General features: G+C 71.1%; 18 protein-coding genes (1 of these 18 only partly in view). 6 read left to right on the top strand and 12 right to left on the bottom strand.

Going from position 1 to position 18,383, the window contains the following annotated elements; genetic code table 11:
- Positions 1–6: 6 nt before the first annotated feature.
- From trmFO to E5F05_RS10050, 3 genes are all read right to left on the bottom strand, one after another.
- Entirely contained in the window at positions 7–1,386 is a 1,380-nt protein-coding gene (gene trmFO / locus E5F05_RS10060; RefSeq protein ID WP_129118484.1) for a methylenetetrahydrofolate--tRNA-(uracil(54)-C(5))-methyltransferase (FADH(2)-oxidizing) TrmFO, read from the bottom strand.
- Between the two features lie 88 nt (positions 1,387–1,474).
- Positions 1,475–2,284 carry a YdcF family protein gene (locus E5F05_RS10055; protein WP_129118483.1) on the bottom strand — a complete coding sequence of 270 codons (810 nt, stop codon included), beginning with the start codon at positions 2,282–2,284 and terminating at the stop codon, positions 1,475–1,477.
- Positions 2,271–3,401: a mechanosensitive ion channel family protein gene (locus E5F05_RS10050; RefSeq protein WP_129118482.1), complete on the bottom strand. Its 1,131-nt coding sequence runs from the start codon at positions 3,399–3,401 to the stop codon at positions 2,271–2,273. The genes E5F05_RS10055 and E5F05_RS10050 overlap by 14 nt, the downstream gene beginning before the upstream one ends.
- Before the next feature lie 43 nt (positions 3,402–3,444).
- On the opposite strand from E5F05_RS10050, the gene E5F05_RS10045 reads away from it, so the two are divergent.
- Entirely contained in the window at positions 3,445–4,101 is a 657-nt protein-coding gene (locus tag E5F05_RS10045) for a DUF305 domain-containing protein (protein WP_129118481.1), read from the top strand.
- A gap of 105 nt (positions 4,102–4,206) precedes the next feature.
- On the opposite strand, the gene E5F05_RS10040 is transcribed toward E5F05_RS10045, so the two are convergent.
- Positions 4,207–4,515, bottom strand: a complete 309-nt coding sequence (locus E5F05_RS10040) for a hypothetical protein (protein ID WP_129118480.1) — start codon at positions 4,513–4,515, stop codon at positions 4,207–4,209.
- A gap of 85 nt (positions 4,516–4,600) precedes the next feature.
- Positions 4,601–5,464, bottom strand: a complete 864-nt coding sequence (locus tag E5F05_RS10035) for a GNAT family N-acetyltransferase (RefSeq protein ID WP_129118479.1) — start codon at positions 5,462–5,464, stop codon at positions 4,601–4,603.
- Positions 5,465–5,742: 278 nt separating this feature from the next.
- Here E5F05_RS10035 and E5F05_RS10030 point away from each other — a divergent pair, with 278 nt between their 5' ends.
- The gene (locus E5F05_RS10030) at positions 5,743–6,378 is read left to right on the top strand and encodes a DUF4258 domain-containing protein (RefSeq protein ID WP_129118478.1); all 636 of its coding nucleotides are present in this window, start codon (positions 5,743–5,745) and stop codon (positions 6,376–6,378) included.
- A 342-nt stretch (positions 6,379–6,720) separates the two neighbouring features.
- Here E5F05_RS10030 and E5F05_RS10025 read toward each other — a convergent pair whose 3' ends face one another.
- Positions 6,721–7,491 (bottom strand): ABC transporter substrate-binding protein, encoded by a 771-nt coding sequence (locus E5F05_RS10025; RefSeq protein ID WP_129118477.1) that lies wholly within the window; start codon positions 7,489–7,491, stop codon positions 6,721–6,723.
- 497 nt (positions 7,492–7,988) lie between these two features.
- Here E5F05_RS10025 and mnmE point away from each other — a divergent pair, with 497 nt between their 5' ends.
- Entirely contained in the window at positions 7,989–9,308 is a 1,320-nt protein-coding gene (mnmE, locus tag E5F05_RS10020; protein ID WP_129118476.1) for a tRNA uridine-5-carboxymethylaminomethyl(34) synthesis GTPase MnmE, read from the top strand.
- A 59-nt stretch (positions 9,309–9,367) separates the two neighbouring features.
- Here mnmE and E5F05_RS10015 read toward each other — a convergent pair whose 3' ends face one another.
- The 6 genes from E5F05_RS10015 to E5F05_RS09985 form a co-directional block, all read right to left on the bottom strand.
- Complete coding sequence (locus E5F05_RS10015; protein WP_129118475.1) at positions 9,368–9,637, bottom strand: M-like protein; 270 nt, start codon at positions 9,635–9,637, stop codon at positions 9,368–9,370.
- A 78-nt stretch (positions 9,638–9,715) separates the two neighbouring features.
- Positions 9,716–10,810: a DUF58 domain-containing protein gene (locus E5F05_RS10010; RefSeq protein ID WP_241687117.1), complete on the bottom strand. Its 1,095-nt coding sequence runs from the start codon at positions 10,808–10,810 to the stop codon at positions 9,716–9,718.
- Positions 10,811–10,842: 32 nt separating this feature from the next.
- The gene (locus E5F05_RS10005) at positions 10,843–11,826 is read right to left on the bottom strand and encodes an AAA family ATPase (RefSeq protein WP_129118473.1); all 984 of its coding nucleotides are present in this window, start codon (positions 11,824–11,826) and stop codon (positions 10,843–10,845) included.
- Entirely contained in the window at positions 11,823–13,280 is a 1,458-nt protein-coding gene (locus E5F05_RS21345; protein WP_184117663.1) for a DUF4129 domain-containing protein, read from the bottom strand. Before E5F05_RS21345 ends, E5F05_RS10005 begins: the two co-directional genes overlap by 4 nt.
- 117 nt (positions 13,281–13,397) lie before the next feature.
- Positions 13,398–14,993, bottom strand: a complete 1,596-nt coding sequence (rpoD, locus tag E5F05_RS09990; RefSeq protein WP_164973430.1) for an RNA polymerase sigma factor RpoD — start codon at positions 14,991–14,993, stop codon at positions 13,398–13,400.
- Positions 14,994–15,698: 705 nt separating this feature from the next.
- Positions 15,699–16,337, bottom strand: coding sequence for a nitroreductase family protein (locus E5F05_RS09985; protein WP_129118472.1), 639 nt, complete (start codon positions 16,335–16,337; stop codon positions 15,699–15,701).
- 55 nt (positions 16,338–16,392) lie between these two features.
- Here E5F05_RS09985 and E5F05_RS09980 point away from each other — a divergent pair, with 55 nt between their 5' ends.
- From E5F05_RS09980 to murC, 3 genes are all read left to right on the top strand, one after another.
- Positions 16,393–17,148 (top strand): AIM24 family protein, encoded by a 756-nt coding sequence (locus E5F05_RS09980; RefSeq protein ID WP_129118471.1) that lies wholly within the window; start codon positions 16,393–16,395, stop codon positions 17,146–17,148.
- Positions 17,149–17,229: 81 nt separating this feature from the next.
- A complete protein-coding gene (gene murG / locus E5F05_RS09975) occupies positions 17,230–18,315 on the top strand; it encodes an undecaprenyldiphospho-muramoylpentapeptide beta-N-acetylglucosaminyltransferase (protein WP_129118470.1) in 1,086 nt (361 codons plus the stop codon).
- A gap of 31 nt (positions 18,316–18,346) precedes the next feature.
- A protein-coding gene (gene murC / locus E5F05_RS09970) for a UDP-N-acetylmuramate--L-alanine ligase (RefSeq protein ID WP_129118469.1) crosses the window boundary here: on the top strand, positions 18,347–18,383 show its start. 1,379 nt of this gene lie beyond the right edge of the window; the window shows 37 of its 1,416 coding nt (coding positions 1–37); its start codon is at positions 18,347–18,349; the stop codon falls past the right edge of the window.

Here is an 18,383-nt window from a genome sequence, read left to right as displayed (position 1 = left end):
GGACCCTCAATCCGTCGCCAGTGCCTCCGCCTCCGGCACGGCGGGCGGCGTCACCGTCAACCCCGCCTCCTCCCCCGCCCAGGTCATGAAGGCGTTCAGGCCCCGCTTGAACATCACCGGGCGTTTCTCGCGCTTGCCCAGCTTGCGGCGGCCCTCGGGGACGGGCACCTCCGGAACCAGGGCCCAGTTCACATTCATCGGCTGGAAGCCCTTCGGGTTGGCCGAGGCGAGGTAGCGCACCAGACCGCCCAGCATGGACTCGGCGGGTGGGGTGAGGGGCGGGAGGCCCAGCGCCAGGCGCGCGGCGTTCGTCCCGGCCAGCCAGCCGGTCGCCGCCGATTCCAGATAGCCCTCGGTGCCCGCCAGCACGCCCGCCACGAACTTCTGCGGGTCGGCGCGCAGCCCCAGCGTCGAGTCCAGCACCTCCGGCGCGTTGAGGTAGGTATTGCGGTGCATCACGCCGTAACGGACGATCTCGGCGTTTTCCAGGCCCGGAATGAGGTTCACGGCCGCCTTCTGGTCGCCCCACTTCAGGCCGGTCTGGAAGCCCACCAGGGACCACATCCGCCCCTCCTTGTCTTCCTGGCGGAGCTGGGCGACGGCGTAGGGCCAGCGTCCGGTGCGGGGGTCGTCCAGGCCCTTCGGGGACATCGGGCCGAAGCGGGGCGTGTCCACCCCCCGGCGGGCGATCTCCTCGATGGGCATACAGCCCTCGAAGAATTCCAGCTTTTCCCAGTCGTGGGGCGTATGCGAGCGGGCCTGTTCCAGCGCCCCTACGAAGTGCAGGTACTCCTCTTTCGTGAAGGGGCAGTTGATGTAATCCGCGCTCTGGTCGTAGCGCCCGGCCCGCCACGCCACGTCCATATTGATGCTCTCGGCGGCGATCACGGGTGCGGCGGCGTCGTAGAAGCTCAGGCGCTCGCTGCCAGTGAGCCGGGCCACGTCAGAGGCCAGCGCGTCCGAGGTCAGGGGGCCGGTGGCGATCACGCTGATGCCGTCCGGCACGGCCTCGACCTCGCCCTCCACCACCTCGATCAGCGGGTGTTCGCGCACGGCCCGCGTGACGCGGGCGCTGAACTCGTCGCGGTCCACCGCCAGCGCGTTGCCCGCCGGGACGCGGCTGCTGTCCGCCGCGCCCACAATCGCGCCGCCCACGCTGCGGAGCTCGGCTTGCAGCAGGCCCTTCGCCTGCATCTCGCCCTCGCCGCCCAGAGAGGTCGAACACACCAGCTCGGCAAAGTTCCCGGTCCGGTGCGCGGGCGTCATCCGGCGGGGCCGCATTTCAAAGAGGCGCACCCGCACGCCGAGTCTGGCCGCCGCCAGCGCCGCCTCCGACCCCGCCAGGCCCGCGCCGATGACTGTGATTGCCGCGTCTACACTGCTCATCGGGGGCAGTGTAGGGGAAGGAGGGTCAGGGGTTTGTGGTCAGTGGTGAGTGGGAAAAGACCTGGCCTGTTCCATTAACCACTTCCACTTACCGTTCCGGCGTCCCCCCCACGCCCGCCTTCACCCGGCTCAGCCCCTCGTACAGCAGGACACGCAGGGCGGCGAGGCGGTCGAAGGGGAGGGGGAGCGCCGCGTCAAAGCGCGTCTCCCCGGCGGGCACGCTGACCACGTTCACGCCCTGAGCAGTGAAGAGGCGGGCGGCGCGGCGCGAATGGCTGGGCGAGGTGACGAGCAGCACCCGCCGCCAGCCCCGTGCGCGGGCCAGGTCGCGGACGCGGGCGGCCTCGTCCCGGGTGGTGGTGACGTGGCGGAGCGTGAGGACCTGCGGGCCGCCCGTGGGATACAGGGCCGCGATCTGCGCGCGTTCCAGTTCGCTCAGCTTCACGCAGTTCGCCGGGCCGAGGAGGCCAGACTGCTCGGAGACGGTCAGGAGAGGCGCGTACCCGGCCCGCCACAGCTCCAGCCCGCGCAACAGGCGCGCGAGACTGCTCGCTTCCAGGGTGCGGGCGCCACACTGCACGCCGCCGCCCAGCACCACGATGGCGTCGGCCTGGACCGGGGGCTGCGCCAGCGTGAGCGCCGCGAGGGGTGCGCGCAGCACGGGCGTCAGCAGGCACAGGGCCAGCAGCACCGCCAGCACGCCCGAGCCGACCTGCCACACCCGGCGTGTCAGGGGGAAGGCACCCGCTACGCCCCCACCCAGCAGCAGGGCCAGGAGGAGGGGCACGGTGGTACGGACCTCGCCCAGGTACGCGGCCAGGATGGCGAGGGCCGCCCCGGTCGCCACACCTGCGCCCACGCTGCGCCAGACCGCAGGCCAGGACTCAGGCGTCCGCACGGTCCTCGCGGGGTTCGGGGGAAACGGCGGAAGGGACGCCGTCCAGCTGCACCTGCATCCGCGGGAAGGGCACCTCCACGCCCGCCGCCTGCAAGGCTTCCTTGGCGGCTTCCAGCACCTGCATGCGGATCACCGGGTAGGTGACGACGTGTTCGGCGCCGATCCAGAAGCGCAGCAGCAGCCGCACCCGGCTCTCTTCGAGTTCCTGCACCAGCACCTGCGGGGCGGGGTCGGGCAGCACCTCGGAAACACCGCGCAGGACCTTCAGCAGCAGTTGCCGCGCATGGTCCACGTGTTCGCGGTAGGCCAGGGGGACGTTCACGTTCAGGCGCAGCGTTCCCCCCTTGCTGAGGTTCTCCACGACCGCCCCGGCGACCTCCTTGTTGGGGATGCTGACGTGCTCGTTATCGCGGGTGCGGATACGGGTGGTCCGCAGGGTGAGGCGCGTCACCTGGCCCTCGTGTGCCTCGGTGCGAATCCAGTCGCCCAGACGGAAGGGCCGGTCCAGCAGCAGCGTGATCCCACTGATCAGGTTGGCGAGGATGTCCTGCGCCGCAAAGCCGACCGCCAGGCCCACCACGCCCAGCCCCCCCAGGATCGGCAGCAGGTTCACGCCGAACTGCGCCGCGACGAGGTACACGCCCAGCAGCACCCACACCGCCCGCGTGACGTTGCTGACCAGCACCCGCAGGCTCGTGTCCAGTTCCCAGTGTTCGGTCTGAACGTGCAGAAACCGCTGGATGACGCCCCACCCCACGTACAGCAACAGCAGCAGCAGGTACACCCGGAACACGGCGCCGCTCCAGTGAGCCAGCGCCGGAAACAGCGCCGTGATGGACAGCAGCACCAGCATCAGAAAAGTCAGGCGCAGCACCGTCCGCAGCACCCGCCGCGCGATGGGATGCGTATCCACGTGAAAGAAGCGGCCCAGCAGCGCGAACGCCACCCTGGACACCCCCCAGAACAGCAGCGCGTACAGCAGCACCAGCAGGGCGGCCAGCAGGGCATTCGGGCCGTATTCGGCCACCACGTCGCGGACCCCCTGCCAGGTTTCAGCCAGAGCGGCGCGCAGGGCGTCCAGCCCCAGCAGGCGCGAGGAATCTACTTGGCCGGTCACGGCGCCAGTCTAGCGGCCGCATCCCGCTTCCTATACTCCGTCCATGTCCCGCCGCTTTCCCCTGCTCGCCGCCCTCGCGCTCCTGGTGGCCGCGCTGATCGCCGTGGCCCTGGCCCTCGGTCCACGCACCGGCCCGCCGCGCGAGAACAGCCCCGAGGTGCGCTTCGTGCGCGAGATGACGCAACACCACGCCCAGGCGGTGGATATGGCGACCCGTATCCGCGACCGCAGCCAGGACCGCACGCTGCGCTCGGTGGCGCTGGATATCCTGCTCTCGCAGCAGGAGCAGATCGGGCAGATGCGCGGCTGGCTCACCCTCTGGGGCCTGCCCTGGGGCGGGGCGGGCATGACCGCCGAACACGCCCGGATGATGGGCATGGCTGCCCCCGCCGACCTGAGCCGCCTGGACACCCTGCCCGTGAAGGACGCCGAACGCCTCTTCCTGCAACTGATGATCCGCCACCACCAGGGCGCGCTGAGCATGGTGAAACCCGCCCTCGCGCCGGGCATCCGCCCTGAAGTGCGGACCCTCGCCCGCCAGATTCAGGCCACCCAGACGGGCGAAATCCGACTGATGGGGCAGATGCTCGCCGAACGGGGCGCCAAGCCGCTGCCTGCGCCTGCTGCGGCCAGTGACCATGCGGGAATGGAGGGGATGGAGGGGATGGACATGGGTAGCGGGAGCGAACACCAGCACTGAAAAGGGAACGGGGATCGTAGCAGGCAGTTCTCCCACGATCCCCGTTCTCCGTGGTGTCCTCCAAAAAAGACCCTCCCGCCTCACGTGGCAGGGCGTCTCCCAGCTTCACCCGTTCTCGTCGTCCCAGTCCCGCAGCCTGCCCGACCGGCGTTCCTTGCGGCGTTCCTGCTTGTTGTTCTTCTTTTTGGGGCGGGGCGGGAGCAGCAGCTCGTAGGTCCGGGCGGGATCACAGGGGGCAGCCTGCTCGCCCAGCCGCTCGCCGGGGTCGGCCGTGCGGAGGTTCCCGGCCGGGTGGACGTGCGGCCCGCCGCAGTACGGACAGTCCTCCACCATCCAGAACATGACGCGCGTGCCGGGCAAGTCCCGCAGCGTCACGTAAGCAGGTTGAGGCCCGGAGCGGTCACGTTTGCCCATGCGGGGAGGCTAACGCGGGCGGGGGCGCCGGATTGTGGGGGAGCCGTCAGCCCCGCCTGCCGACGGCTGAGAGCTGACCGCTTCCTTACGCCTCCCCCTCCGTGTCGTCGCGCAGGTAGGTCACCACGGAGCGGCAGTGGGTCAGGCCCGCGTGCGTGTACAGGGCGCGGGCAGCGCGGGCGTGGTCGTGGGCGCGGGCGCGCAGGTCGCGAATCTCGGGGTGGGCGGCGGCCTCGGCGGCGGCCAGGGCCAGCAGGGCGCGGCCCAGGCGTTGCCCGCGCTCGGCGGGGTGCACGGCCAGATAGGTCAGGTCGGCGCGCGCCGCTTCGGCGTTCAGTTCCAGTTCCGCGAAGCCGACGGGCTGTCCACCCCGCAGCAGCAGCACCAGCCGCACGTCGTCCCGCGCGAAATGGGCCTGAATCTCCGCGTCGGTCCATTCCAGGCGGCCCGCCCAGCCGTCCTCGCTGGTGCGGTACAGCGTGCGGTAGGCCCCCGGCGCGAGGGTGTCGGCGGTCGTGTACCCGTCGGGAACCCGGGCCGCGCGGGCGAGATGGGCCACCCGGGCGGCGTAGAAGTCGGTGGTGTGCATAGGCGTGAACCCGGCCGCCTCCAGCGCCTCCCGCGCCGCGAGATTGTCCCGCGCGCTGAAGGCATAGATGGGCAGGCCCTCCGCGCGCTCGACGGCGCGGGCCAGCAGCAGGTGCAGGTCGCCCATGCCCAGCGGTCCCTCCAGCGCCAGACCGTCGCGGAAGGGCGCGAGGGCGCAGTAGCCGCGAATCTCGCCGTCCTCGCCAGTGGCGACCAGGCAGACGCGGTCCTCGCACTCGCCCCGCAGTTCAGTCACGTCGCGGGCGTCGGGGGCGAACACTTCGCGTTCGGGCGCGTCGTCCATCCAGTGCAGCAGGGCGAGGATATCGGGCGCATCGGTCGCTTGCATCGGGCGGATCATGAAGGGCACCTCCTGAACAGCGGGCGGGACTCGGCGATGAGAACTGTCTCAGCCTAGAAAGGGAGAGGCCCCGGCGTCTGTCCGGCGCGTCACCCCGCAGCCCCCTGCGCGCGTGCTATAGTTCGCCTATGCCCTGAACAGGGTACGCTGCCTTCCTCCCTTTGAGCACGAAGCCGTGTTTGAGGGGCCTTTTCTTTTTGGAGAGGAAGGTGACGGTTCCCGCCCTTCCCGCCCGGGAAAGAAAGAGCGTGGGGAAGGCGGCCGATGGGAGGCCCGCCGTGACGAAAGCACCTGCGTCCAGCACCACCGACCGCCGTGAACGCCGCCCGCAGCAGACCGGCCCGGACCTGCTCGCCCTGCGCGCCCAGCTGGCCCGCGCCGAACGGGAGGCCCGCCGCGCCCCCACCCCGGCCCCGGCGCGGCCCGCCAACCTGCAACTCAAGCCGGTCAAGCCCCAGCGCGAGGCCGAGCTGGCGGGCATCGACACCACCGACCACACGCTGGCCCGCGCGCACGCCCGCCTGCGTGACGCCGTGTACGAGGGCCGCTACCACCTCTGCCCGCACGCCATCGGCCACGCCCGCGCCGAGGGCTTTCTGGAACACGACATCATCCAGGTGCTGGTCGCCGGGCGCGTCCGGGCCGTCTATCCCGAGGACCACCGCTGGCTGGTCTGCGGCTTTTTCGAGTCGTGCGGGGTGGCGCTCCCGCTGCACGTGGTCGTGGAACATCAGCGGGACGGGAGCCTCGATGTGGTCACCGCCTTCGTGCCCAAGCACCCGCACCACATCATCAGCCGCGCCCGCCTGGCCGTGATGCTCCGCTACGACGACGAGCAGATTCGGACCCGCACCGCCCACGTGGGCAACAAGCCCGGCCACCGCAGCAAGGGGAAGTGGAAGAAGGGGGCGTAGGTCAGGCGAGCAGGAGCGCAACGCAGCGCGCACGTCTTCTGCTGGAGGCCGTGCGCGTCTGCGTTCGGGCGGGCCGGATGAGGCGCAAGACTCCCACGAAGAGAAAGGAACGTCTGGGACAGCAAAAAGCTCCTCCCCCTTGAGGGGGGAGGCCGGGTGGGGGTGAGCGGGCCGGGCGCCCGAGGCAGACGGGGAAGTTCAACCTCCACTTTTCAGGCGCGGCCAGAGGGCAACCCGGCGGCCACCCCCCTCCCCAACCCTCTGCGAGTCCCTCATAAGGGGAAAGGGGGAATTCGTCCTCAGCGTGCTTTTCTCATCACTCAAGCTCAGGCGGGAAGCGGTCTAGCAGCCGATGTCCTGCCCGAAATACTGGCGGCTCAGTTTGGCGTAGGTGCCGTCCTGCACGATCTGTTTCAGCGCGGTATTCACGGCCTGGCGCAGGTCGTCGTTGCCTTTGGCGAAGGCCATACCGATCTGTTCCTTCCAGAGGGTGTCCCCGACCACCAGCTTCGCCTTCGGAAACGTTTTGAGGGCGTCCAGTGCGGCGAAGCGGTCAGTCGCGATGGCGTCCACCTGGCCGGTCGCGACAGCCTGGATGGCGGCCTGGCTGCTGGGATAGACCTGCACCGTTTTCTGGAAGGGGAGCTTGCGGAGAAACCCGAAGTAGGTGCTGCCCGCCTCCGCGCCGAGGTTCTTCCCGGCGAGGGTCTTGCTGGTCAGGGGACCGCCCGCCCGGGTCAGGATCACGCCGCCCGTGCAGTAGTGCGGCGCGCTGAAGTCCGCGCTCTGCTGCCGGGTGCTGGTGATGGCGTGCGAGGCGATCACCAGGTCGATCTCCTGCGGACGCTCGGCCAGGTCACGCAGCAGCCCGTCGAAGGGCCGCACCACCCACTGCACCTGGAGGCCCAGGCGGTGGGCGACGGCTTCCCCCAGGTCCACCTCGAACCCCGCAGGCGAACCGCCCCGGAGGTAGTTGAACGGCTCGAAGTCTGCGCTGGTGGCGATCTTGAGGGTGCCGCTGGCCTTCGCTTCGGCCAGGGTGCGGGCCTGGGCAGCAGGCAGGGCGGCGAGGCACAAAGCGGCGACGGTCAGTCGGGCGGGAAGTGAACGCATCGTTAAACCTCCGGTTGAGCTTCGAGTCTGCGCGCCGCGCTGTCACAGGAGCATCACACGTCCATCACAGGTGAAAAGGGCCTCTGAGGCTGGTTGAAGCTGGGGGTGTCCTGGTGGAGCGATGGCGTTGGAAGGTGGTCCCCCCTCCCCCCCGCCGGGGGCAGGGGGAGCTTTCCGCCGCACTCGGCAAAGGGAGTCCCGTTAAGCGGCGGAGATGTTTGGGGCGGTGGCGGTTCCTGCCTGGAACGTGTTGATTTCCACCGGGCGGCTGCGGGCCTGCGGCCCGAAAGCTCCTCTGCTAAGCCTGCCCAGTTGCAAGGTGGAACCTGACCGTCGCCTCCAGAATTTTGAAAAGACAAAAGACAAGGGGCGCTTCAGCTCTGGACGCTGGTGGGGTGGGGCAGCGTCACGGTGACCTCTTGCCAAATGGGTTCTTGCAGAGGAAAGGGGAGGCGGCGGCCCCTTCTGCCCTCCCCGCCCCTGCTACCCTACCCCCCGTGACGCGCACCGGCTTATCCGACACCATCGCCGCCATCGCCACCGCACCCGGGAGCGCGGGCGTGGGCATCGTGCGGGTGAGCGGGCCGGACGCGCTGAAGGTGGCCGACGGCGTGTTCCGGGGGCGGCGCAAGCCCAGTGCGGCTCGGGGAGGCCGCTTCCTGTTCGGCCAACTGGTCGCGGGAGACGGGGAGGTGCTGGACGAGGGCCTCTGCCTGGTGTTCCGGGGACCGCACAGCTACACCGGCGAGGACGTGGCCGAACTCCAGACGCACGGCAGCCCGGCGGTGCTCTCCCGGGTGCTCTCCCGGGCGCTGGAACTGGGCGCGCGGCCCGCCCGGCCCGGCGAATTCACGCTGCGCGCCTACCTGGGCGGGCGGCTCGATCTGGCGCAGGCGGAGGCGGTGCTAGGACTGGTGAACGCGGGCACGGATACGGCGCGGCGGCAGGCCGCCCTGGGCCTCTCGGGGGCGCTGGGCGAGCGGGTGGAGCGGGTGGCGGCCCAGGTCACGCGCACGCTGGCCGCCCTCCAGGCCATGCTCGACTACCCCGAAGAAGGGGTACCCGATGAGGACCGCGCGGTCCCCCTGGCCGCGGCAGAGGCGGAACTGACGGCGCTGGTCGGCACGGCCCGCGCCGGGCAGGTCGCCACACGAGGCGCGCGGCTGGCGCTGATCGGGCGCCCCAACGCGGGCAAGAGCAGCCTGCTGAACGCCCTGCTGGGCTACGAGCGCAGCATCGTCACGCCGGTCCCCGGCACCACCCGCGACTATCTGGAAGCGCAGCTCTCACTGGCGGGTGTCCCCGTCACGCTGGTGGACACGGCGGGCATCCGCGAGACGGGCGACGAGGTGGAGGCGGCCGGAGTGCGGCAGGCCGTGAGCCTGGCCGGGGCGGCCGACCTGGTGCTGGCGCTGGAAGACGGCAGCCAGCCGCGCGAGGTCCTGCCCGCCGGGCTGCCGGAGGAGGCGCGCGTGCTCCGCGTGCGGACCAAGGCCGACCTGCCCCCGGCCTGGACCGACCCGGACACGCTGGCCGTGAGTGCCGTGACCGGGCGGGGCCTCCCCGAACTGCGGGACACCATTCACGCCGCTTTGATCGGGGACGCGGCCCGGGGCGAGGCCTGGCTGACCACCGAGCGGCAGGCGGACGCGGCGCGGCGGGCGCTGACGCACATCCAGGCGGCCCGCCTCCTCCCTGACGACCTCGCCGGGTACGAACTGGAAGAAGCCCTGCGGGCGTTGGCCGACCTGACCGGGCGCGACGTGCAGGAAGACGTGGTGGACGCCGTTTTCCGCAATTTCTGCGTGGGCAAGTAGGCCGCGCACGGTGGCAGGGGCCAGTGAGGTTTTCCCACTGGCCCCTGCTTCTGACCTCTTCAGACTTCGCTGTCTTTGGTGTTCAGCGACGTTTCCTCGCCGGGCGTGGTGCTGGCCGGGTCGCTGGTGATCATGCTGCCGATAGAAGCCACGTCCTGCTTGTTCAGGCCCATGTCCCGGTATTCGCCGGGGGCCACGTCCTGCATGTCGATCCGGGCGTCCATCTGGTCCCGCTGGGCCCCCATGAATTGCAGGTCCACGTTGCTGATCTCGTCCTCGGTCTTCACCGTATCGGAGGGGTTGGGCTGGTTGTCGTCACGCTGGGTCATGGTGAAAGCCTCCTGTGCCCCCTACGCTAGCAGGGGCCTTTCGGGCGCGGCGTGAGCGTCCCTTTAAGGTTGGCTCGGTCACGCCCCCAGCCGCAGCACGCTCTGGTTGCCGCGCAAGACATAGACCACCACACCCGCCTCGGCCAGAATCCCGGCGCGGCGCTCCAGATCGCGCACCGTCTCGGGCGCCCCGACCCACTGGCGGCGCGGCTTCTCGCCGGGTTCCAGGTAGAAGCCTTCGGGAATGGCGACGATCACCACCCGGCTGGCACTGGCACGGGCCCGCATCGCCTGCTCGACCAGGGCTGGCCCGGCACGCTGCGTCAGCACGATCAGGTTGCCGCCCGCGCGGGAGGGTGGGATCAGCGGCGGGGCGAGGTCGGGCTGCACCTGGGCGAGACGGCGCAGGGCCGCGCGCAGGGCTTCGGGCGTGCGGCCGGTCGGGGTCACGCCTTGGCGGGTCGCCACGCTGACGGGCAGGTCCAGCGCCAGCGCCTCCTGAATCAGGCTGCTGGCGAGGCGCACGGCGCTCTCCACGAAGACCTCGCTGCCGTTCAGGTCGAGGAAGACCGTCACGCTGCTCGCGGCCGTCCGGTCGAGTTCGCGCACGGTCAGCGCCCCGCCGCGGGCCGAGAGCCGCCAGTGAACCCGCCCCGGCGGATCGCCCGGCAGGTAGGGCCGCGCGCCGCGCAGGCTGATGGGGTCTTCGAGGCCCAGCGTGCGCGAGAGGGTGCCCTCGCTGAGGAGCGGGCGCAGCAGGTCGGGGAGCAGCAGGCCGTGGGTGCCGGGGTAGACCTCCAGCCGCGCGGGGCCGTGTTGATTGGGCTGGGGCAGCGGGGCCGCGTGCCAGAACAGCCCCAGGGGATCGGCCCAGCGCAGCGTGCCGCCCGGCCAGGTGTACTCGCCCCGGCGGTTCAGCGTCAAGTTCGTGACCCGCTCGGTCACGCTGCGGCCGACCGTCAGGCCGCCCAGCACGAACTGCTCGCCGGGCACCACGCTCAGGGGCGTGGGGTCCTCGATCAGCACCCGCAGCGGCCAGCGCGACTCGACCTCGACCCGCACGCGGTACGGGAGGCGCGTCCCCTCGAAGCCCTGCGGCGGAAAGTCGCGGGTGAGGGTCACGCGCGGCGGACGGCGGGCGGTCAGGAACGCGGCCAGCAGCACCGTCAGCAACGCCGCGAGGGTCAGCAGCAGCGCGGGAAGGTTCAGAGGGTCGCCCCGGCAGGGAGGGGTTCGGCGGGCACCGGTTCCTGCCGCAGCACATCCGCGACGACCTCCTCGGGGCGGGTGCCCGCCAGCCGGGCCTCGATGCGCAGGGTCAGGCGGTGCGCGAGGACGCCCGGGGCGGCGGCCTTCACGTCGTCGGGCAGCACGAACGCGCGCCCGGAGAGCGCCGCGAGCGCCTGCGCGACCCCCTGAAGCGCGAGGCTGGCGCGCGGACCGCCGCCCAGCGCCACCTGCGGATGTGAACGGGTCCGGGCGCTCAGGGCGGCCATGTAACGCCGCAGGTCGTCCGAGACTCGTACGGCCCGCACCGCCGCGCGGGCCGCCAGCAGGTCGGCGGGGGTGGCGACCGGACCGAGCGTGTCAATCGGGTGCGCCCCCTGGAGGCGGTCCAGCATCCGCACTTCCTCCTCCAGCGTGGGATACCCCACCGAGAGCTTCAGCAGGAAGCGGTCGAGCTGCGCTTCAGGCAGGCGGTAGGTGCCCTCGTGCTCGATGGGGTTCTGGGTGGCGATCACCACGAAGGGCGGCGGCAGGACGTGGGTGACGCCCGACTCGGTGACCTGCCCCTCCCCCATCGCCTCCAGCAAGGCCGACTGCGTCTTGGGCGTGGCGCGGTTGATCTCGTCGGCCAGCAACAGGCCCGTGAAGATCGGCCCCGGCACGAACTCGAACTCGCCGCTGGCCGGGCGGTACACGCTCACGCCGGTCACGTCGCTGGGGAGCAGGTCCGGCGTGAACTGCACGCGGCGAAAGCCCAGGCCCAGGCTGGCGGCCAGCGCGCGGGCCAGCATGGTCTTGCCGGTGCCGGGCGCGTCCTCCAGCAGCAGGTGCCCGCCCGCCAGGATGCCCGCGAGCGCGAGCCGGGTCACGGCCTCCTTGCCGACCAGCACGTGGGCGACATTCTCCAGCACGCGCGCGGCGTAGGTCTGCACGCTTGCCACCTCTACACTTCGGTTCGTCATGGTGTCTCGCTTTCCGGTTCATCACGCTTCAGCCGCACGCCCGCCGTGAGCTGCGCCACGTCCCGCGCGGCCCGCTCGGCGGCGTCGGCGTCCTCGTCGGTGACGCGCCCGCCGTAGCGCACGGGGGCGTAGGCGGCGACCAGGGTGCCCAAGGGCGCAGCCAGGGAGGGCAGCTCGCGCACGGCGCGGCCCGCGTGTTCGGCGGGTGTTTCCGACCCGCCGCGCCCCAACCCTGCCTCCGCGAGCGAGGTCAGGGCGGCGCGGTAGGCCAGGCGGACGCGGTGCAGGGCCTCGGGCGGGGTGGGCGCGGGAACTGGCGCGGGGTCGGCTTCCCCCGCCTCCCCCGCTGGATCGGGGTGCAGTTTCAGGGCCAGCCAGACCACCGCCCCCGCCAGCACGGTCAGGACGACGAAGGAGATCAGGCTCAGCCACCACAGCACCCGCGCACCCAGGCGGGAAAGGGGGTCCTGTGCCAGCTCGCTGAGCGGCCCGGTGGCTCCGCCGGGGCCTGCCGCCCCCCCTAGCCCACCACCCATGCCGCTCCCAGGTGCCGCGAAGACAAAGGCGATGCCCAGCAGGGCCGCGACCAGCAGACCCGCTGCCGCCAGCAGCTCCCACCACCGCGGGCGCACCCCCGCGCGCCACCGCTCGGCCCGCCCACGCAGGAACAGGAGCAGTAGCGCCAGCATCAGAAACAGGCCGCCCAGCAGGGGCAGGTCGGTGCCCAGCGACGGGGCCGCCTGCGGAGTCGGTGCCGGTCTGGCACGCGGACGTGCCACAGAAGCGGGCGGAGAGGCAGGCCGCACCGCCGTGCCTGCCCCGGGCCCCCGCGTAGTGACCGGCGGGGGCACCGCCAGAGACGGAGGCGCGGGGCGGCCCTGCCAGGCAAAGGCCAGAAGGCCCACCAGAACCGCGCCCACCAGTGCCAGCCCCGCCACGCCCAGCAGCGCCCGCCCACTCCCGCCCAACCGCAAGAACGGGCGGTTCTCGGCGCCCACCGCCCCCAGCAGCGCCAGCACCAGCGCGAGCAGGCCCACGGCCAGCACCAGAGGCGGCCCCTCGCCCGGCAGCACACTCCCCAGCAGCAGCAGGACGCCGAGCCAGACGGTTCCCCACCCCACGCGCCCCCCGTCCAGCGCCGACGACGCCAGGTACACCAGCGCCGTCCCGCCCATCACCCTTCCGAACATCTGCGTGAAGGCCAGCGCCCCCTCCGGCCCCCGCATTCCGGGCAGCAGCAACGCCAGGCCCAGGCCACCGCCCAGCAGGAGCAGCGGCACCCGCACCGAGCGCGCCTCCCCTTCCCCGTGCGTGATCGCCAGCGCCAGCATCAGCCCCAGCACCGACCACCAGGGCAGCCAGGCCAGGCCCGCCAGCGGGACGAGCACCAGCAGCCAGGAGCGGTCCGCCCACCGGGGCCGGGGCCGCGTGGGGGAGGCAGCGGGAGAGGGCACGGTGTCTATGGCTTCAGGCTAGCGCAGGCAGGGACGGAAAGGAGCACAGTTCAGGCACTTCCCCAGCAAGAGAAAACCCCCGCCACGGGGACGGGGGCAGGCAGATGGCCAAAGGCTTCAGTCGAGGAAGTCGCGCAGCTTGCGGGTGCGGCTCTCGTGGTACTTGAGCTTGCGCAGCGCCTTGTTCTCGATCTGGCGGATGCGCTCGCGGGTCACGTTGAAACGCTGGCCGACTTCCTCCAGGGTGTGTTCGCGGCCGTCCACCAGGCCCTTGCGGAACTTCAGGACCAGGGCCTCGCGCTCGGTGAGCTTGGAGAGGGCCTTTTCCAGTTCCTCGGAGAGCAGGGTCTTGGCGGCGTTGTCCACTGGGGAATCGAGGTTCTCGTCGGGGATGAAGTCGCCGTAGAAGGAGTCCTTCTCGTCACCGATGGGGGTTTCGAGCGACACCGGTTCCTGGCTGACCTTCTGCACCTCCTCGACCTTGTTGGCGTCCCAGCCGGGGCCCATCGCCTCGGCGATCTCCTCGTAGGTGGCCTCGCGGCTGAGTTCCTGCTGGAGCTGGCGGGCGGTGCGGGTCAGCTTGTTGATCGTCTCGACCATGTGGACCGGGATGCGGATGGTGCGGGCCTGGTCGGCAATCGCGCGGTTGATGGCCTGACGAATCCACCACGTCGCGTAGGTGCTGAACTTGTAGCGGCGGCGGTACTCGAACTTCTCGACCGCGCGGATCAGGCCCTGGTTGCCTTCCTGAATCAGGTCGAGGAAGCCCAGGCCGCGCCCGGTGTACTTCTTGGCGATGGAGACGACCAGGCGCAGGTTGGCCTCGATCAACCCCTGGCGGGCGGCGGCCCCGTCTTCCATCTGGCGCATCAGGCGGCGGCGGGCGCGGTCGTCCAGGTCGTCGCCCGTCTCCTCCAGCGCCCGGCGGGCCTCCTCGCCTTCCTCGATGCGGCGGGCGAGGGCGATCTCCTCTTCGAGGGTGAGCAGCGGCACCCGGCCGATCTCGTGGAGGTACTGCCGGACCGGGTCGTTGGACACGGCGCGCGGCATGTCGTCGAAGTACTTCTCCTCCTCGTCGTCCGCAGCGGCCGCGCCGGGGGCGGCGCCTTCCCCCTCCTCCTCGATGTCCTCTTCCTCGTCCTCCTCGTCGAGGTCCTGCACCTCGATCCCCTGTCCGGCGAGGTAGAGCTGCATGTCCTCGAAGGCCTCGGCGCTCTCGGGGTCCAGCCCGTTCGCCTCCAGCGCGACCGACAGCGCCGCCGCGATCTCCTCGCTCGACAGCACGCCCGCCGCGCGGCCCGCCTTCAGCATCTCCTGAATGCTGGGGTGCGCGTAGTACGGCTTGTCGGCGGGACCGGCGGCCTTGGCGGGTTTGGCCGGAGCCGCCTTGGCCGCGGCTTTTTTGGCGGGCGCGGCCGGGGCGGCCTCTTCTGCGCCGCTGGCCTCGGCCGTTTTCTTGGGTGCGGCCTTCTTCGGGGCGGCCTTCTTGGGCGCGGCTTCCTTGGCGGGCGCGTCGGTCACGGCGGCCTCATCGGGGGTGACCGGAGCAGCGGCCTCGGCCTTGGCGGCGCGGGGCGACGTGCGGGGGCGGGGCTTGGTGGGGGTCTTGATCTTGCTCTCCTGGGGGGCGTCCTCGGTCACGGGGGCACCCGACACCTGAGGCGTGGGCGCGGTGGCCTTGCTGCGGGCGCGTGCTCTGGTGGGTTCTGCCATGCGTACTCCTGGGGCGCGAAAGCGGCTGTGGGCGGCTTGAAACAAAAAGCGGCGGGGAGCCGGGGCCGTAGCGCGTCAGTCTAGCAAACGCCCCTCCCGTGTTCAGGCACACGTCACGTTCGGACCACGTGCGACACCGGGAGAAGTTTAGATACGTGAGCAGAAGACCGAAAGTTCCCGGGATCCGGCCTGGGGCGTCCCGCTGTGCCGCGCGCTTTGCGCCTCTTCCGGCTCAGGGGTGCTGTGAGGGGCGGTCATTGGGTTATCCATTGGCCTCTCTCCGCCAGGCCCGTTCACCCCCACCCGGCCTCCCCCCTCAAGGGGGAGGAGCTTTTCTTGCCGTCCCCAACGTATTTCTCTCCTAATAGCAGACTTCTGTGCATCACCCAGCCCACCGGGGGGGAGGAGCAGCAAACCCAAGCCGCCTTGATACCGGCCAAAGCTGAAGCCCCTGTCTTTGCAAAATTCTGGAGGCGACGGCCAGGTTCCACCTTTCGAGTGGGCAGGCAGAGCAGAGGAGCTTTCGGGCCGCAGGCCCGCAGCCGCCCGGCGGAAATCAATACGTTCCAGGCAGGAACCGTCCACGCCCCAAACATCTCCGCCGCGCAACGAGTCTCCCTTTGCCGAGCGCAGCGGAAAGCTCCCCCTGCCCCCGGCGGGGTGGGGGGAACACCTTCCAACGCCCCACCAGGAAACCCCCCAGCTTTAACCCGCCCTTCCGTCGGTCCCTCCCCGCGCCGCGCCCTCCACCCAGCGCACCTTGTCCTCGATGGGACGGCGTTCCCCGGCAGGCCACTCACCCTGCGGATAGCCCAGATACACCAGCCCCATCATGCTGGCCCGCTCCCCGAACCCCAGCGCCTCACGGGTGTGCGGATGCAGGCTGGGCGCGTTGGTGATCCACTTGCTGGCGATGCCCAGCGACCGGGCCGCCAGCATCAGCGTCTGCACGGCGCAGGCCACCGCCCACTGCTCCTCGTGCAGCGGCATCCGGGGCTGCTCGGCGGGTTCTGCGGCCACGGCAATCCACACCGGGGCCAGCCTCTGCCGCGCCTGCTGGGTCCGCAGGACTTCGGGGTCGGGTTGCTCTTCCCCCTTCAGGCGGGCCAGCGACCCGGCCAGCACCTCGGCCAGCCGCAGGCGGCCCTCCCCGGTAAAGACCACGAAGCGCCAGGGTTCGGTCCTCCCATGGGTGGGGGCCCAGTTGGCGGCCTCCAGCAGCGTCAGCAGGACGGCGTGGGGGATGGGATCGGGCTTCAGCCGGGCCAGGTCCACGGTGCGGCGTTCACGAACCGCTGTCAGCAGGTCGAGCGGGGCGGGCAGAGAAGACGGTGCAGAAGACATGGCTCTCAGCGTACGGCCCGGGAACCTTCCTGAGCCCGGCGCCGTACCCGGCAGCATGACCAATACCGACGGCAGTTACAGTCTCCGCGATTTCCTGGCCCAGACCGCCGAGCGGGACAACCCCGGCGAGGTGTTCGAGCTGGAGAGCAGCAAGATGCTGGAAGTGAAGGTCAGTGGCCGCATCTGGAGCAAGCTGGGCGCGATGGTGGCCTACAAGGGCAACCTTTCCTTCAAGCGCGAGGGCACGCTGGAAGGCGGGCTGATGAAGGCCCTCAAGCGGGCGGTGAGCCAGGAGATGAGTCCACTCGCCAAGATCGAGGGCCGGGGCGTGGCCTACCTGGCTGACCAGGGCAAGGAAATCCAGATTCTGCGCCTCGCGGGTGACAGCCTGAACGTGAACGGCAACGACCTGCTGGCCTTCGAGGACAGCGTGAACTACGACATCACGATGCACCGCCGCGTGGCGGGCATGGCGGCGGGCGGCCTCTTCAGTGTGCGGCTCCAGGGGAGCGGGCTGGTGGCGATCCTCAGCCACGGCAAGCCGCTGACGCTGCGGGTCACGCCGCACGAGCCGATTTTCACCGACCCCAACGCCACGGTCGCCTGGAGCGGGAACCTCCAGCCCCAGCTCCGCATGGACGCCAGCCTGCGGAGCATCTTCGGTCGCGGCGGCGGCGAGACGTATCAGATGGTCTTCCAGGGGGACGGCTTCGTGGTCGTCCAGCCCTACGAGGAGTTCGAGCAGGGCCTGGGCGGCGGGGAGAACCACGGGGGCGGCGTGGGGCGCAGCATCGGGGACCTGTTCGACTGAACTCAGGTGAGTGGTCAGTGGGGTGCGGCTGTTCCCCTTCCACTGACCACTTCCCACGCACTGGCGCTCTACACTCCCCCGATGAGTCTGGTCGTGATGGCAACGGGAGGCACGGGGGGACATATCTATCCGGCGGTCGCTACCGCACGCGAGCTGATGGCGCGCGGGCATCAGGCCGTGCTGCTGGGGCAGCGGGGCGGGATGGAGGAACGGGTGGCCGCCGAGCAGAACCTCGCCTTCGAGGGGGTGGACGCCGGGAAGCTCGCCCGCAGCGGGCAGGGCCGCCCCGACCCCCGCGAACTGCTGCGGGCCGTGCGGGGCGTGGCGGAGGCACGGGCCTTTCTCAAGGATGCCCAACCCGGCGCGGTGGTGGGCTTCGGGGGCTTTGCCAGCCTGCCGGGGGTGCTCGCCGCGCAGAGCCTGGGCCTGCCGACCGTGCTGCACGAGCAGAACGCCCGCCTGGGGCTGACGCAGCGCCTGGCGGTGGGGCGGGCGCGGGCGGTGGGGACGGCCTATCCCCACGTGATCGGCCTGCCCGCGGGCAAGGCCACGCTGGTCGGGATGCCCGTGCGGGAGGAGCGCCTGCCGCGCGCGGAAGCCCTGACGCGCCTGGGGTTGCAGGACGGTCCGCTGACCCTGCTGGTCATGGGCGGCTCGCAGGGGTCGCTGGCGCTGAACAACGCGGTGCCCGAGATTCTGCGGGGGGTCTTCGGAACGGCGGGCCGCTCGCCGGAAGGCCCCGTCCAGGTGCTGCACTCCACCGGGCCGCGCTGGCTGGAGGAGGTGGCGCCCCGGGTGGCCGATCTGCCCTGGTACCACGCGGCCGGGTACGTGGACGCGGTGGCGGCGTGGGCGGCCGCCGACCTGGCGATCACCCGCGCGGGCACGGGCACGCTGGCCGAGGCGGCCTTTCACGGCGTCCCGCTGGTGATGGTGCCGCTGCCCGAATCGGCCGAGAACCACCAGTTCCACAACGCGCTCAGCGTGCAGGAGGCGGGAGCCGGACGGGTGGTGGAGCAGGCGAATGTAAGCGGGGCACTCGGCGGGGCGGTGCTAGAGTGTGCGGCGTCGGGCACGCGCGCGGCGATGCGGGAGGCGGCCCTGGGGCGCTCGCCTGCGGGTGCAGCGGGCCGTTTTGCCGACCTCGTGGAGCGGTACCTGCGCTGAGTGCCCCTGCCCGTGCCCCGGACTTCTCACCATGACTGACTCTTCCCCCCGCTCACCCGAACCGGCCT

This window comes from Deinococcus metallilatus (assembly GCF_004758605.1).
In the GTDB taxonomy this organism is placed as follows: Bacteria; Deinococcota; Deinococci; order Deinococcales; family Deinococcaceae; genus Deinococcus; species Deinococcus metallilatus.
This window is presented reverse-complemented; position numbering and strand designations above follow the sequence as displayed.

Excerpts from the sequence above, each read along its gene's own strand:
- trmFO (WP_129118484.1), bottom strand. The coding sequence starts at position 1,386 with ATGAGCAGTGTAGACGCGGCAATCACAGTCATCGGCGCGGGCCTGGCG.
- E5F05_RS10045 (WP_129118481.1), top strand. The coding sequence starts at position 3,445 with ATGTCCCGCCGCTTTCCCCTGCTCGCCGCCCTCGCGCTCCTGGTGGCC.
- E5F05_RS10040 (WP_129118480.1), bottom strand. The coding sequence starts at position 4,515 with ATGGGCAAACGTGACCGCTCCGGGCCTCAACCTGCTTACGTGACGCTG.
- E5F05_RS10035 (WP_129118479.1), bottom strand. The coding sequence starts at position 5,464 with ATGATCCGCCCGATGCAAGCGACCGATGCGCCCGATATCCTCGCCCTG.
- E5F05_RS10025 (WP_129118477.1), bottom strand. The coding sequence starts at position 7,491 with ATGCGTTCACTTCCCGCCCGACTGACCGTCGCCGCTTTGTGCCTCGCC.
- E5F05_RS10015 (WP_129118475.1), bottom strand. The coding sequence starts at position 9,637 with ATGACCCAGCGTGACGACAACCAGCCCAACCCCTCCGATACGGTGAAG.
- E5F05_RS10005 (WP_129118473.1), bottom strand. The coding sequence starts at position 11,826 with ATGACGAACCGAAGTGTAGAGGTGGCAAGCGTGCAGACCTACGCCGCG.
- rpoD (WP_164973430.1), bottom strand. The coding sequence starts at position 14,993 with ATGGCAGAACCCACCAGAGCACGCGCCCGCAGCAAGGCCACCGCGCCC.
- E5F05_RS09985 (WP_129118472.1), bottom strand. The coding sequence starts at position 16,337 with ATGTCTTCTGCACCGTCTTCTCTGCCCGCCCCGCTCGACCTGCTGACA.
- E5F05_RS09980 (WP_129118471.1), top strand. The coding sequence starts at position 16,393 with ATGACCAATACCGACGGCAGTTACAGTCTCCGCGATTTCCTGGCCCAG.
- murG (WP_129118470.1), top strand. The coding sequence starts at position 17,230 with ATGAGTCTGGTCGTGATGGCAACGGGAGGCACGGGGGGACATATCTAT.